The 15151-nt window shown below is 34.9% G+C and carries 9 protein-coding genes; all 9 read right to left on the bottom strand.

Features of this window, described 5'->3' with window-relative positions:
- Positions 1-137 precede the first annotated feature (137 nt).
- The gene (locus tag ABD792_RS16995; protein WP_345007567.1) at positions 138-1307 is read right to left on the bottom strand and encodes a FecR family protein; all 1170 of its coding nucleotides are present in this window, start codon (positions 1305-1307) and stop codon (positions 138-140) included.
- A 200-nt stretch (positions 1308-1507) separates the two neighbouring features.
- A complete protein-coding gene (locus ABD792_RS16990) occupies positions 1508-2041 on the bottom strand; it encodes an RNA polymerase sigma-70 factor (protein WP_345007566.1) in 534 nt (177 codons plus the stop codon).
- A gap of 837 nt (positions 2042-2878) precedes the next feature.
- Complete coding sequence (locus tag ABD792_RS16985; RefSeq protein ID WP_345007565.1) at positions 2879-4498, bottom strand: RagB/SusD family nutrient uptake outer membrane protein; 1620 nt, start codon at positions 4496-4498, stop codon at positions 2879-2881.
- Positions 4499-4510: 12 nt separating this feature from the next.
- Entirely contained in the window at positions 4511-7894 is a 3384-nt protein-coding gene (locus ABD792_RS16980) for a TonB-dependent receptor (protein ID WP_345007564.1), read from the bottom strand.
- Positions 7895-8055: 161 nt separating this feature from the next.
- Complete coding sequence (locus tag ABD792_RS16975) at positions 8056-9174, bottom strand: FecR family protein (RefSeq protein ID WP_345007563.1); 1119 nt, start codon at positions 9172-9174, stop codon at positions 8056-8058.
- A 140-nt stretch (positions 9175-9314) separates the two neighbouring features.
- The gene (locus ABD792_RS16970) at positions 9315-9887 is read right to left on the bottom strand and encodes an RNA polymerase sigma factor (RefSeq protein WP_345007562.1); all 573 of its coding nucleotides are present in this window, start codon (positions 9885-9887) and stop codon (positions 9315-9317) included.
- Positions 9888-9929: 42 nt separating this feature from the next.
- The gene (locus tag ABD792_RS16965) at positions 9930-12101 is read right to left on the bottom strand and encodes an alpha-N-acetylglucosaminidase (RefSeq protein WP_345007561.1); all 2172 of its coding nucleotides are present in this window, start codon (positions 12099-12101) and stop codon (positions 9930-9932) included.
- Between the two features lie 173 nt (positions 12102-12274).
- On the bottom strand, positions 12275-13687 hold the full coding sequence (locus ABD792_RS16960; protein ID WP_345007560.1) for a Gfo/Idh/MocA family protein: 1413 nt from the start codon (positions 13685-13687) through the stop codon (positions 12275-12277).
- A 39-nt stretch (positions 13688-13726) separates the two neighbouring features.
- Positions 13727-15058, bottom strand: coding sequence for a sugar porter family MFS transporter (locus tag ABD792_RS16955; protein WP_345007559.1), 1332 nt, complete (start codon positions 15056-15058; stop codon positions 13727-13729).
- Between the last annotated feature and the right edge of the window lie 93 nt (positions 15059-15151).

Raw genomic sequence — 15151 nt, 5'->3', positions numbered from 1 at the left:
AAAAGGAAAAAGCGATTAGTTGATTTAATTTCCATAAATTTGTGGTGTTAGTTGATTAAACATCATTTTAATTAATTAATGGTTAAAGGGGATAAAGCGTTTTACTTTCCAGGTATAGATCTTTGTTCCCCTTTTTGTTACTTAATTGTAATTTTTTTGTTTTTTATTTCATAGGCGGTTATAAAGTTAGTGTTCTTAATTGCGTCAAGAATTTCTTCGATCTTATCATTTTTGCTCAATACACCATTAAATTTCACATTTTCCAATTCTGTATCGGTAAACTCTATTTCAACATCGTACCATCTGGATATTACCCTCATTATCTTATTTAAGGTCATGCCTTTAAAACTAAAGAGTCCTTTTCTCCATGAGGTAACACTTAGTACATCGACGGTATTAACGGTTATATTTTTATCCTTAAGATTAAATATTGATTGCTGGCCTGGCACTAAACCTAACTTAGAGTCATCATTACTTACACTTACTTTTCCTTCTGCTAGTGTTGTGTAAATTTCATCTTCATCCTCATAGGCCTTGATATTAAACTCTGTACCTAAGACCTCTACTTCCTGCGACTTATTGAATACCTTAAAACGGGCTCCTTTATGTTCGGTACTAGGAGACACATCAAAATAGGCTTCTCCATACACCAATTCTACCACTCGGTTTTCACCTTCAATAAAACTCACGGGGTACTTTAATTGTGATTCCGAATTTAACCACACTTTGGTACCATCGGATAATGTTATTTGAAATTGCCCTCCTCTTGGGATCGTTAAGGTGTTATAAATGATGTTCTTTTTTGAATTATTTACCGCTTCGTAAACAATCTCTTTTCCGTTACTAACTGCATTTTGCAATTGAAGCCCTTTTCCGTCCTCTAATGTTATTTGAGAGCCATCTCCTATAGTTAAAGTAGCTTTGTCTGTTCCTGGCTCTATGCTGTTAGTTATAACTGGGGTAGTATCATTCGTTAGGGTTGTGCTAAACAAACTGTCCTTAAAGAAATAGGTTGTGGCTAAAATTCCAACTACAATTGCTGCTGCCGCATACCTCCAAACAAACCACTTTCTAACAGGAGAATCTATTCTGCTCTTAATATTTTGCCAACCTTCTTCCTCATCGATTTGATTTATTAAATCCAAACGTTCCTTAATTAATTTATCGTCCGTAAGGTTCTTTAAAATATAATCTTTGTCTTGCTCATTGAATAATTCTGAATCTTCCAGAACTTTAGGGGATTCATCCTTTAATAAGGACGCTGCTATTTTCTTTGAGAGCAATAATATTTGTTTAAAAATGGACATAGAAATACTGGTTTGTATTTATTATGACGAAAAGAAAAGGCTATAGGGTCAAAAAAAATAAAAAAAAGTGGCATATGTGTTTTTCTAAACAATTTAGACGGGTGGTTTTAATAAAAGAAATGAAACAGACAGACCTCTACTAAGGGACAAGGAAAACTCCAGCTACAAAAATCGGAGCATTTAGGATTTATAACGCTTCCTTAATCAAATATGAACGCTATTAATATAAAGTAATCTTTTAACAAGGGTTTTAATTTTTTATAAGCTATTTTTTTTTGGGTTTTAACCGTATTAATAGAGATCCCCAATTCTTCAGCGATTTGTATATTGGTGAATTCTTTTATGCTCAACCTTATTATCTGAGCACATTTCCTTGGTAAGGAATTGATAGCTTTATCTATAATCGTCGAGGTTTCTATGATAACGACCTCACGTAAAAAAAACGACCTTTTTTCCATTTTTTCCATTTCATTTGTCGCAAAATGATCTGTTGATTTGTAACGTTTGCTTTTTAGGTAATCCAGAGATTTGTTTTTTACAGACGTATAGAGGTACGATTTAATAGCATGGTCATCTTTAAATTCAATTTTATCTTCCCATACCTTAACAAATACATCTTGAACGATATCTTTAGAAGCTTCTAAATCCGTTACATACTTGTTAGAAAAAAGACATAGTGATGTATAGAGTTTATTAAAAAGACCTTCATATTCTTTCAATGTCAACTTATACATATAGTTATTTTGAGCTTGCTTATATTCGGCTAGTCCTCTCCAAATCTAAAAAAAGAAATGGACTTGTAACAAAAAAAAACAATTAATTAAATAGTTAAGGACTCGTTTATGTAAAATGAAACAATTTAAATTCTCTAATTCTTTTGCTTCTTATGCAAAAAAATATTTCTTTATTGTCCTTATAAGTTTTTATTATTGAGAGATATACGATTTTACTTCAAACCTTAAAAAACACTTTTCGTTTGTATAAAAAATATAACAGCCACATTTGAAGCATGATTACACCTGTAATTAATATTACCGAACCAAAATTTCCCGACATCTGTATTAATCCATGTAACAAAAACTCGGAAGTATGTCTAAAGTCAACCATACGATAAGCTAAGTATATAAAAATAGGATTGAGTCCTATTAAGATAAATGGAAAGGTCCATCTTGTATTGTTCTTTACATCAATAATGAAGTAAACAACCTCCGTTTTTAACGGAGGTTGTTTATTATACTATTTTTTATGCTATAAAGTTAAATCCTTTGTCCCATTATAATATCATTTTACCAATAGTTTCTAAACTTGTTTTTTGTTCTTTTTAATCTAAAGAATTCCTCGACACTCAGCGTCGGGGTTTAGCTGAAAAGTTTGAAAAAGTGTACTTTCGAAATGATAGAACACATTTTCAAGAGACATAACAAACGTTACTATTATATCATTTGGTTTTTCCTTTGAAAAATATGAAATCAGTCATCGCCGATGAAATAGGAGAAGGTTTAAAACAAATATGGTAGGGCTTTACAGCCCTACCATTTAACAAAAAAATTGAAAAAAAATAACCCTGTAAATCAATACCCAGGGTTTTGGGTCATATTCGGATTAGAGTCCACTTCTTCTTGTGGGATAGGCCACAGGTAATCTCTAGGAGCCACAAAACTTCTAACATCAACAATTCTTCTTACATATTGCCAGTCTGCTGTAGTTCCCATTCCATCACCAGGATATGACATATCTTTGAGATAAGTGTGATCATACCCCTCAGAATCAACCATGACTTCCTCTCCTATTTTCCATCTTCTAATATCATTTAACCTTAGACCTTCATATAAAAACTCTACCCTTCTTTCATTTCTAATAACCTCACGCATCTCTTCTTGACTTAGCCCAGGCATTGCATCGGTTAAAGTAGTCATTCCTATACGGTTTCGTAATTCATCTATAGCTGAATACACAGATGCATCAGGCCCTGAAGCTTCGTTTTTAGCTTCAGCATAAGTTAACAATACCTCTGCATATCTCAAGAATATCTTATTGTTTCCTTCTCCACTCCATCTATCCATTTGCTTTCCGTCATTCATCCATTTTTTGGGCTTAAATCCAGTTCCTCCTAAGATCCAATTTTCTTGAAACCTGTTATCTTCTGCTGTTCTACCCCAAAACTCTACTCTCCAAGGTGCACCGGGATAATAAATTGAAGCATACAATCTTGGATCCCTGTCCATATATGGATTTTCTGGATCGTAACCTGAACTAGGATCTGTAATAGGCAAACCATTATCCATATAATATGCTTCTGCCATACTTAGCGAAGGAAGCACCATTGGCCACCATTCCATTATTGGAGTTTGGAAGAATGAAGCATTAACATTGGGCGTATAAAAAACTTCCAGAATAGCTTCTGAATCAGAAACAGCCGATTCATTTACTTCAAGAAACAAACCTTCATAATCAGGGAATAGCGAATATACCCCTAAATCCATACATTCTTTGGCTACAGCAGCTGCTTCAGTCCATCGTTCTTCAAACAAAAGGACTCTTGCCTTAAAAGCAATTGCCGCTCCTTTTGTTATTCTTCCTTTTTCATTTCCAGTATATGAAAGCGGCAAAACAGATATTGCTTCATCTAAATCCTTCAAAATCTGGGTAATCACTTCTGATTTTGGAGTTCTACTTGGTTGGCCTTCCTCAAGATTAGGTTTATTCAACAGTAATGGAACATCTCCATAAAACATTACCAAATCATGATAATACCAAGCTCTTAAAAATTTAGCTTCGGCAAAATATCTCGGAATCTTGTCAGATTGTATTGGAGATTCGCTTACCAAATCTATAAAGGTATTTGCCCTGGCTATGCCTTGATAATTACGCTTCCATTTCCATACCACTCGCTTATTGTTTGCTGGCACACCTCCCTTAGCAAAAGCGGTTGTTCCATGCCAGGGCTGTAAATCAACAGAATTATCGGTCATATTATCAAAAACAAATGGATTAAGCTTTTGATCGGCATCACCAGTTCCACCAAAATCCAATTGGTGATACACACCATTCAACAAAATTTCTATTTGTGCTTCATTTTCTAAGAATGTTGCAGGAGTAATAAAATCCTTAGGTGTCGTGTCCAAGTAGCTTTCACTACACGAATGAACCAAAATTCCTAGTACCAATAATTTTATAACTAATTTTTTCATTTTCATAATAGTTTAAAATTTTACGTTAATTCCTAAAGAATAAATTCTCGATTGAGGGTATTGTAAAGAACTTGTTGTAGAACCTGGTTTTTCAGGATCAAAACCATATCTCATTTTTGTCCAAGTTAGGGCATTTTGGATATTGCCATGAATTCTAAAACTAGTTATACCTAATACATCTACCACAGAAGAAGGAAGAGAGTATCCCAAAGTGATATTTTTCAACCTTAGGTATGAAGCATCTTCTAAATAGTAATCAGATATAAGGTCAAATCTACTGTTATCTGTAATTACACGTTGTATAGTCTCACTTGGTTTTTCCTCAGTCCATCCATTTCTATACCACGCTCCGGTACCAGCACTTCCACCATGGAAAGGAAATACTGCAAATTGTCTGTTAAATGTGTTTATACCACTTACACCTTGAAAGAACAAGGACAAATCCCAATTTTTCCATTTAAAATCAATATTCGATGAATATATCCAATCAGGGAAAGATTGTCCTAAAATAGTTTTATCATCTTCATTAATTAAACCATCATTATTTCTGTCTTTTAATCTTATGTCTCCAGGTTCTGCAACTAAGCCGGCATAAGTATTGCCCATACCCGTAGCAGTTAAATGGGCATCTATTTCGGCTTGAGACTGGTAAATACCTTCGGTTTGGTAACCGTAAAATGAATTAAACGGATGTCCTTCTTTCCAAATAATATCATTAAAAATAATAGGATCTTGACCAGCTAAATCAGTGATTTTAGTTTTTGTATTGGAAGCTGTTAAATTTGCATTGAATTCAACTTCTTTTATTTTTCCAGAATAACTTAATAGTAACTCAATTCCCTTATTCTCCATAGCAGCTACGTTTTGATATGGGAATGTTGATAAACCTAAGGTACTTGATAAGGGTAACTGCATTAAGATATCAGAGTTCTTTTTGACAAAGTAGTCTATTGACCCAGTAATTTTATTCTTTAGAAGACCAAAATCTACTCCAAAGTTAACCTGCTCTGAGGTTTCCCAACTTGTAGCCTGATTTGCCAATATTGTAATAGCGCCTGCGGGTGTTACACTGTTGTTAAAATTAGCAAAAAGATTAAGACTTAATTCATCTGAAGCAGCATAATAGGAGTTAATGTTCTCATTACCCAACTGTCCCCATGAAGCTCTTAATTTCAAGCTGTTAATAAAATCATTGTCTTTCAAGAAATCCTCATTAGAAATTTTCCAGCCTGCCGAAACAGAAGGAAATGTTCCCCATTTATCAAGAAACCTCGAACTTCCATCTCTTCTGATAGTCCCTTCAAGAAGGTATTTGTCATTAATATCAAGATTTACCCTACTAAAATATGATAACCATTTACCTTCTAGGTCACTTCCACCATTTTTTTGTGTACTAGGGTCACCTATTTCCAAATTAGGTAAATTTGCTGAAAAATTAGACCTACTCATAAACTTACTTGAAAAGTTATATTCCCTAGACTCTAATCCAGCCATGACATTCAATTTGAAGCCTTCAATAAATTCTGTATTGTAATTAATTTGTGAATTAAAAACTTTAGTTAATGATTTCTCTGTATTTATATCTAAACTTGAATTACTAGGCGTGCTTTCTATAATCGTACCATCTTCTTGCAAACCAAAAGTAGTAACAGATGGTCTCCAAATTTCAAGTTCTTTGCTAGTCCTGTAAAAATTAAGGGATGATCTAACCTCTAAGTTATCCAAAACTTTAAGGCTACCCGCTAACCGAACAGTAAGCGGAGAAGAATTTGAATCTCTACCTCCACCAGCATCTAAAACAGCCCAATTATAACCAGCTCCAGTATAACCTACACCTTCAAGGTGTCGTCTTGTTAATGGTGATTGTACAAACGTATGGTACATAACCTCACCTATACCTGTTACAAAGTCTTCTGTATTTTGATCGTACCCAGACAGGTTTAGATCTAAACGCAACCTATTATCTTTTAAAAAGTAAGATGATAAATTGGTTCTAAAAGTTAATCTTTTTGTACTGTTCCCATCTACAATTCCTTCTTGATCTAGATATCCGACCGATGCAGAATATTGAAAATTATCTTGCCCCCCAGAAAAATTAATATGGTGATCATTAATCATCGCATCTACTATAATATCGTCAGACCACGAATAATTTGTGGGCCATCTCTGTTCATCTACCTTATTTATAAAGTTCTGACGAACTTCCTCTGTATACCATGATGGAAAAATACCTCCATTCGCATTTGCCACCGCCAAAGCATTTAAATCATAGTGCTCTAGTCCTTTAAGTAATTCAGGAAAGTCGGTAACAGACTGTACCCCTAAATAACCCGTGTATTCGATTTTGTTTTTTCCTGTTTTACCTCTTTTGGTTGTTATCAATATAACACCATTCGAAGCTCTGTTCCCATAAATAGCTGCAGAAGCAGCATCTTTTAGAATTGACACAGATTCCATGTCCTTTGGGTTTACATCTTGTAAACTACCTTCCATTCCGTCAATTATTACTAACGGATTATTGTTGCCTAATGAACCAATCCCTCTAATTAAAATAGTTGCTTGATCATTTCCTGGTTGCGCTCCATTTTGAGATATGAATGCACCTGCAACCTGACCTTGTAATGCAGAACTGGCTTGAGTTATTGGTCTGTCGCTAAGCCCCTCTACTTCTATAGACTCTACAGCCCCAGTAAGATTTACTTTCTTTTGAGTTCCGTATCCAACAACAACAACTTCATCCAACTCCGATGCTGATTCCTGTAAAGTTATGGTTATATTAGTCTCATTACCTACGGGGATCTCCTGGGTTGCAAAACCTACATAGGAAATCACCAATACAGCGTCACTTGAAGCAACCTCTATAGAGAACTTTCCATCGAAATCGGTTTGGGTTCCATTGGTTGTTCCTTTCTCAATAATTGTTGCACCGGGCAGGGGTTGTCCATTGGTATCTTGAATAGTACCGTTAACTTGAATTTGTTGAAGTTCTATCAAGGATTCATCGGCATGGCCTTCATCAAGATCTAAATGATTTTCATTTCTTTTAATAATTATTTGTTTTTTAAAAACTCTATATTCAATATTAGAGCCTTCAAACAATCTATCTAAAATGGATGACACCCTTTCGTTTTCAGCCTTAACAGAAATTACTCTTTCATAATCTATATGCTCATAATCGTATAAAAACTTAAACTCTGTCAAAGATTCGATTTTGTCTAAGGCACTTTCTAAACTTACATCTTGTAGATCAATTGTAATTTTTGTGCGTTGAGCATAAGACTCTGTAGCTTGCAGTTGAAATAAAGAAACTATTAAAAAGAATGTGGTTAGTTTCATTTTTAAGTCAAATTTTAGTGGAAAAGAAGCATGCTTCTTTAACCTACGTACTTTTTTCATATTTTTGTAAAGTTTTTAGGTGGTTAATTATTTTAATCACTATCTTAAATCGGAAGATGTTCGCAGCATCTTTCGATTTTTTTTTTAGCTCCTACAAAAGCAGGATGTATTCATAGATATTTTTTTAATTAAGGTTGGTTTATTTCATAGGCATATTGTTTTTAATTAATTATTATTTTATTGTCAGAGATTGTATAATCAATACCATAATATTCCTTAAATGCATCAAAAACGTCTTCAATTGTTTCTATATCAAAACTTGCCGCAAGATACCTACTCGACAGTTCTACATTATTGTTAAGTATTGTAACGTTATAATGGCGTTCAAGTTTCTTTATAACATTATTAAAGTTGGTATGCCTAAATATAATCCTGCCGTCAATCCAGGCCGTATGCATTTCAATATCGGCCTCTTTAATTACAATATCTTTTTTTTGCTTATCCCAAGACGCCATAAACCCAGGTCTTAACTCTGTTGCAACAGAAGATTGTTTATCAAGGATACTTACTGCACCTTCTACCAACACAGTATTAATTTTATTATCTTCTGGATAAGAAGATATATTAAATTGTGTCCCCAGTACCTTAACATCCATATCTTTGGCTGTAACCACAAAAGGGTGCTCTTTATCTTTAGCCACATTAAAGTACATTTCACCTTCTACAAATACTTGACGGTTTTGCCCTTTAATGAAATTGACAGGATATTTTAGTGAAGATCCTGCATTAATATCCACAACCGTACCATCAGACAACTTTACTTGAAAACGTTTCCCATAGGGTACTACTAATGTATTATAAACCAATTGCTCTTTTTTAACCCCATTGTTATTGTAGATTAATTGGTTTCCTTTTTGAACTCCAACAACATTACCTTGTTCATCCACTATTTTAATAGATCCATCTTCTTCAACCACCTCTAATGTTCCATTGTCCAATTGAAGGGTAATCTTCTCCTCTGGTATTATAAGCTGCTCATTATGTTTTGAAAAAACACCTTGTTGGTATAAATAGGCAAGCCCCAAAGAGATCACAAAAATTGCAGCATACTTGTAAAAACGCCCAAACGACTTCTTTTTCTTTTTACTATTCAATTTTTCTTGAATTCTAGACCAAGATTGCTCTTTAAACATGTCTTCACTTCCTAAAATAAAATCTGGCCATCTACCTTTGCGCTCTTGGTAAGATTCCAAAAAGGCCTCCAACAATTCAAGTTCTCTTTCAGAACACTCGTTGTTAACATACTTTGTAAAAATTCTTTTGGCTTGTTTTTTATTCATTTTGAAAACATTATAGTTTGGGAGAATTGCTCCTCGTTATTATTAAGTAACAAAAAACACTTCATGGTACACGTCCGTATACCTATTTTTTTTAAAATTTTCTTTAAAATAATATTAAGAGACTATTATTATGGGCAATTTTAAACCAAGGGAACACTTATAAAATAAAGAATTACCCCATCACTTTGAAGATCTTTCTTGATAAGGGAAAGCGCTTTTGAAATTTGATTTTTAACGGCTTGAATGGATATTTCCAACTCCTCTGAAATCTCCTTGTTGGTCTTATAATGGAACCTGCTCAATTCAAAAATTTGTTTGCAGCGTTTTGGCAATTTGTCTACCGAAGAATGTATTGCTTCTTCAAGTTGGTAATACTCCATTTTTTGTGAAGCACTAATGGAAACATCAATTATATTTAACCTTGTAATATCCTCCTTAGATATCCTTTGATCTCTAAAATAATTGAATATTTTATACTTTACTGACTTGAAAAGATAGGATTTAACATTATTTATACTCTTGTTTTGTCTTTTGTTCCAAACATCAATAAAGATATTTTGAACCATGTCCTCACACACTTCTTTATTCTTTATAATATTGAAAGCATATAAAAACATTTTTGTAGCATATCTATCATGCAACACTTTAAATGCCAGTTCATTATTTAGCACAACCAGTTCGAATAACTCCTTGTCCTCTTTAATTTCAAGCATAAATTTTATGTGTTAATTTTACACTAAAATACGTATTAAAATTTAATCTTTAATTATCAAATTGAGTTCTTTTATTAACGACGCAATATCATCATTTTCATTTTGTGAAGACTCATAAGGACTATTTATCCAACGGTCTTCCCATTTTTTTATTTTAAATTCCTCGCCTTCCTTTTGAGCATTATACCAAGCTTCCCATCTAGCCAAATAGTAATCCTTTAAAAGTCCGCTCCATAATCTTGATGCATACTCGGTTAGACCACTTCCCCAAACCGTAATAATTCGCTTCGCATCTGATTCGTAATAATCACTTTGCCCTTTATCTACTCCCCAACGTCTTGCTTTAGCAACCCATCTTTCTAAATTAGATAAACTATGGTGGGATAGCATGTTATCTATTTTAATCACCAAATCGGAAACCTGTTCCATTTGTTTGTCAGATTCCATTACTGTTCGTTGGCTTATATTACCCCTTAAATCCATTATCAAAGCATCTGCAATAGCCATATATTTGTATGTAGCCAATTCGATAAGATCATTTATATAAAGTTGATTGTTCTTAAATACTTCGTGTTCTTCTAAAAACAAACTTAAAGCTTCATTAACATTCTCATCTGCTTTAGGTAAAACATGATAGGAACTCGCTAAAGTGATCGGGTTAGACTGGATCCTGTTTACGGCATGATCGATTTCTTTATTATAAATAGAATGACATAATAACAACCAGGCATCATACAATTTGTCTGATTTCATACCATATCGATTATTGCAATATGATACCAACCAATCTTTATAATCCAAGGATTCATTGTTCCACATGGCATCTGACGCCAATTCGTAAATTACCTCATTGGTTTCTGTTCCTTCTGGAGAAAACCCAAAGGCTTTTAGTTTTCCGTCTGCTTTTGTTTTTGCTATCTCAGGAATTAAATGTCCGTATTGTGTTAATAAACCTCCTATTTGAGAAGCTCCACCCCAATTAGGGATTATACTATACATCCAGCTCTTACCAAAAAAATCATCCATGCTTTTATAAAATGGACTTGCCTCTGCATATAGATCCAATACCATCATCTTATCATCCGGAATCTTACTCAATAATGCTTTTGCCCTGTCGTTGGTCCAAAATCCTTTATCCATAAATAACCAGCCCATCATTAGCCATGTAGCATCTTCATCTGCCTCAATAATCGATACGTATATAGCGTTTCCAAATTCAGCTAATTCTTTTTGTAGGACTTCTTCAGATTCATCACTAACAGGGGGGCGTAACTCATTAAAGGCATCGGCCAAGAAAAAGTCTACCTCTCCAAATTCTTTTTTCCAAGTATCAATAAAATCTTTTCCAATCTTTTTATAGTAAGGCGATAGAGGATGTAAAATATGCGTTGTATTATCCCCTTTAAAACCTACCCATCCATCAACATGCCTAACTTTGGCATCAGGAAATTTCGCTTCAAATTCCTTAGGAACAAACCCAGCAAAAGCAGAAGCGACAGGATGTATCCCAATGGATCGCATCTGCTTTAATATTTTCTTTTGAAGCGTCTTTGTTTTTTCAAAATAATCACTCGGAATGGGACCTCCATGCTTATTAATATTTCCCATTCTGTGCCATGGTAAATAAGCTGGTCCCGTAAAGTATTCTTCCAACTCTGCAGTGGAGAACCCATATTTTTGCCAAACCTCCTTCCAAATAGCTTCGGTGCCTATTGGAGCCAACATCATATTATAGCCATGTACAGCCATTATATCCAGATATCTTAACCAATCTTCCCATTGATAATACGGTGTCGTATATCCAAAACCACAGATATTATCTTGTAAGGTATATTGAAAAGGACACACCACACGTTTTTTTGTGTAGTCTGGCCAAGTTTCGGGGATTTGAATATTACTTCCGCCCCATGAAATCAAACTATTACAAGCTTCCTTAAGATAAGTGTACGCCGCTTTACATTGGGCCACTCCAGTATTTCCACCAACTTTTAGAATACCATTGCTAGCTTCGATTTCAAAAACCATATTATCGGGACTTAGACTATCGTTAGGTAAGAAATAAAATTGTATCTCTTTTGCTCTTTCTCCTATTAACCTATATAAGACTTCACTCGCTGGTAATTTTTCTTCTTTGCGGTTTGACTTTTGGGAACACCCGATAGCACATACGCTAAGTATGAGAATAAAATTAAATTTACTGATAATGTGTTTCATTTTAAAGCTATTGTAGCATTCTAAGCCGTATCGCTCCATACGGGTTTATAACCTAATATTTAATATTTAAAGACCACTAGTTAATGGAGCGTTCAATCTATGGAAACTAATTTGAATCGAGTTTTACTGCTTAACTAAAACTATATCTTTAATGTTTTTTAGATTCAAAAAAATCACACCTTTAAATTCACATCAAGGACTTTACCCCCTTTAAGACGGCTTTTTTCTGCTTGGAACCCTATTAAATGGCTTTCCATTGAGGCTTCTATAGTTGACGTTAACTGTGTAGGATCCTGTAATTTTACGGCTCTCACAAAATCTTTTGCCAAACGCAAATCACCACCACCATGACCATGACCAGCATAAATGCCATCATTAATGTCTTTTGCCGTCCAGTGTTTTCTCTCTCTGGTTCTAAAATCAAAAACGGTCATACTATCCATATCTCCAGTGATATCTCCCATGGTGCCCATGATACGTGTACGTCTGCCGCCATAACTGGTAAGCCCTTCCATAGAGAACGAAGCCGTGATATCGTCTTCAAACTGCATATTGACTACCTGATGGTCCACAACATCATTATCGCAGTGGTACACACAACGTCCGTAAGGTCCTGTCTTTAGGTTTTCCATAATGGAGTCTGTATCATGTTTTTCAAGTTTTAAGTGATGTAAGAATGCTTTTCGTTCGACATAAATCTTTATGGCTGAAAACGGACATTCCCGTTCCACAGCACAACCATCGGTACAACGTTTAGTACTGCCTTGGGGTGCACTTTGGGACCTGAATAACTTTAAAGACCCAAAAGAGGATACTTTTTTACAGGGTTTCCCCACCAACCAACGTATAATATCCGTATCATGACAGGATTTGGATAGGATCATTGGTGTTGACTTTTTTGAATTTCCCCAATTACCACGAACAAATGAATGGGACATATGGATATGCTCCACAGGTTCGAAGTGTTGTACACTAACCACCTCTCCTATTTTACCGGAATCGATAATTTCTTTCATCTTAACAAAATAGGGTGCATAGCGAAGTACATGACAAATGGCTACAATTTTACCGTACTTGCGTTGTTGTTTCAAAATATCATAACACTCGTCCCAAGTTTGTGCTATCGCTTTCTCCAACAATACATCATATCCCATTTCAATGGCTTTCATTGCGGGGCCATAATGCAGGGCATCGGGGGTTGTTATAATAACAGCATCAGCAAATTTAGGCCGCTCAAAAACATGTTCCCAAGTTGTAAATTGATTGCTTTCGGAAATATTATGGGATTTGGAAAAGTTATTCCTTCTATATTCTATAGGCTCAGCTACGCCTATAATGTTCAACTCTTTTGGATTTTCAAATGCATACCCTGCATACACATTACCGCGCCCACCCGCTCCAAGGACAATTGCCGTTATGGGTTGATCAAAATTTAGGGGTTGTTTCTCTTCTTCCTCAATATATTGTGTATTATCAATCCCTTCTTTTGAACTCGCATTCACAACACCTATTGCTCCAACGGTTACTGCTGCCGACCCTAATCCGATTCGCTTTAATGCTTCCCGTCTACTGAAATTACTTTTCATCTTATTCTTTTTATAATTAATTATGTGATAAAAGTTGCATCATTTATTTTCAAACTCAATTTCTTCCAAGGTTTTATTTGTGGTCTCAAATAAAAATGTTCTAAAGAAAAAGAACCCTAAAAGTGTCATGATTGAAAAAAAGGCAAAACTGCACCCTATGCCTTTGCCATCACTAAAAGCTCCAACAACTATTGGGAACAGAAACGTGATGGATCCGTTCACGATCCAATTTGAAAAAGAGCCTAAGGCCATCCCTCTTGACCGTATGTTATTTGGAAATATTTCTGCCAACAATACAAAGACCACGGCTCCCATAGATGAAGCAAAAAATGCCACATAACAAATGAGTATACCCAATAACAACCAACCTTCTGTATTGCCTGTATAGAACGCCCATGAAAAAACACCTAAAGAAATGGCCATTCCAATGGTGCCAACATATAACAACTTTTTTCTTCCTATTTTGTCAATTAAATTCATGGCCAATAGGGTAAATATTAAATTGGTCGCTCCAAGGATTACCGTTTGCCCTATGGCAGAATCGGTTGAAAAACCAGCAGCCCTAAATATATCGGTCGCATAGTAAAAAACGATGGCCACGCCGGTAAACTGACTAAACAAACCTATACAAATCCCTATCAAGGTAAACTTTAAATTGGGCTTCTTAAATAGTTTTTCTTGCTTGCTTTCTTGTTCCAACTTAATAGATGTTTCTATTTCCTCAATAATACTTTGTACATCAACATTGGGATTGACATCTTTAATGGTATTTTTAGCAGCTTCTTGATTTCCTACCTGCATCAACCAACGTGGACTCTTACGGACTTTATAGAGTAAAATCAAAAATGCCAGTGCTGGTATCGCTTCTGAAATGAACATATAACGCCAATTGTTTTTACCGGTATCGATTAAAATATAATCTACAAAAAAGGCTACTAATATCCCTACGACCAAAGCCAATTGAAAGGTTATAATTAATCTTCCCCTATGGGTTGCGGGGGCTATTTCTGAAATATAAATAGGCGACAGTACCGAAGCTGCCCCAACTGCCAAACCGCCAATAAACCTAAATAGGATAAAGCTATTGATTTCTGGTGCAAGCCCGGTACCGACTGCTGAAACCAAAAACAACAAAGCAGAAAGCTTAAGCATTTCGCGACGCCCATATTTGTCGCCGGGTTTGCCAATACCAATCGCGCCAATAATGCATCCCAACAAAGCCGAACTCACAGCCCAACCAGTCATAACATCGTTTAACTGGAAATGCGATTTAAAAAAAGGCAATGCCCCATTAATTACGGCCGTGTCGAAACCGTACAGAAGCCCACCTATGGCGGCTACCAAAGTATATAGTATTAGTTTTCCTTTCATACGTTTAAATTTTATTAATCACTTAATAATAAACTAATTATAAAATTAAGAACGTATGCAACCGCTACGCTCTCTCATTAAAAATTTTAAACA

The sequence above is a fragment of the Snuella lapsa genome, assembly GCF_039539345.1.
GTDB lineage: Bacteria > Bacteroidota > Bacteroidia > Flavobacteriales > Flavobacteriaceae > Snuella > Snuella lapsa.
Note: the sequence above shows the minus strand (reverse complement) of the source record. Positions and strands in the feature narration are given on the sequence as shown.

What these genes read in the sequence shown, in the direction of transcription:
- ABD792_RS16995 (WP_345007567.1), bottom strand. Translation starts at nt 1,307, where the DNA reads ATGTCCATTTTTAAACAAATATTATTGCTCTCAAAGAAAATAGCAGCG.
- ABD792_RS16990 (WP_345007566.1), bottom strand. Translation starts at nt 2,041, where the DNA reads ATGTATAAGTTGACATTGAAAGAATATGAAGGTCTTTTTAATAAACTC.
- ABD792_RS16985 (WP_345007565.1), bottom strand. Translation starts at nt 4,498, where the DNA reads ATGAAAAAATTAGTTATAAAATTATTGGTACTAGGAATTTTGGTTCAT.
- ABD792_RS16980 (WP_345007564.1), bottom strand. Translation starts at nt 7,894, where the DNA reads ATGAAAAAAGTACGTAGGTTAAAGAAGCATGCTTCTTTTCCACTAAAA.
- ABD792_RS16975 (WP_345007563.1), bottom strand. Translation starts at nt 9,174, where the DNA reads ATGAATAAAAAACAAGCCAAAAGAATTTTTACAAAGTATGTTAACAAC.
- ABD792_RS16970 (WP_345007562.1), bottom strand. Translation starts at nt 9,887, where the DNA reads ATGCTTGAAATTAAAGAGGACAAGGAGTTATTCGAACTGGTTGTGCTA.
- ABD792_RS16965 (WP_345007561.1), bottom strand. Translation starts at nt 12,101, where the DNA reads ATGAAACACATTATCAGTAAATTTAATTTTATTCTCATACTTAGCGTA.
- ABD792_RS16960 (WP_345007560.1), bottom strand. Translation starts at nt 13,687, where the DNA reads ATGAAAAGTAATTTCAGTAGACGGGAAGCATTAAAGCGAATCGGATTA.
- ABD792_RS16955 (WP_345007559.1), bottom strand. Translation starts at nt 15,058, where the DNA reads ATGAAAGGAAAACTAATACTATATACTTTGGTAGCCGCCATAGGTGGG.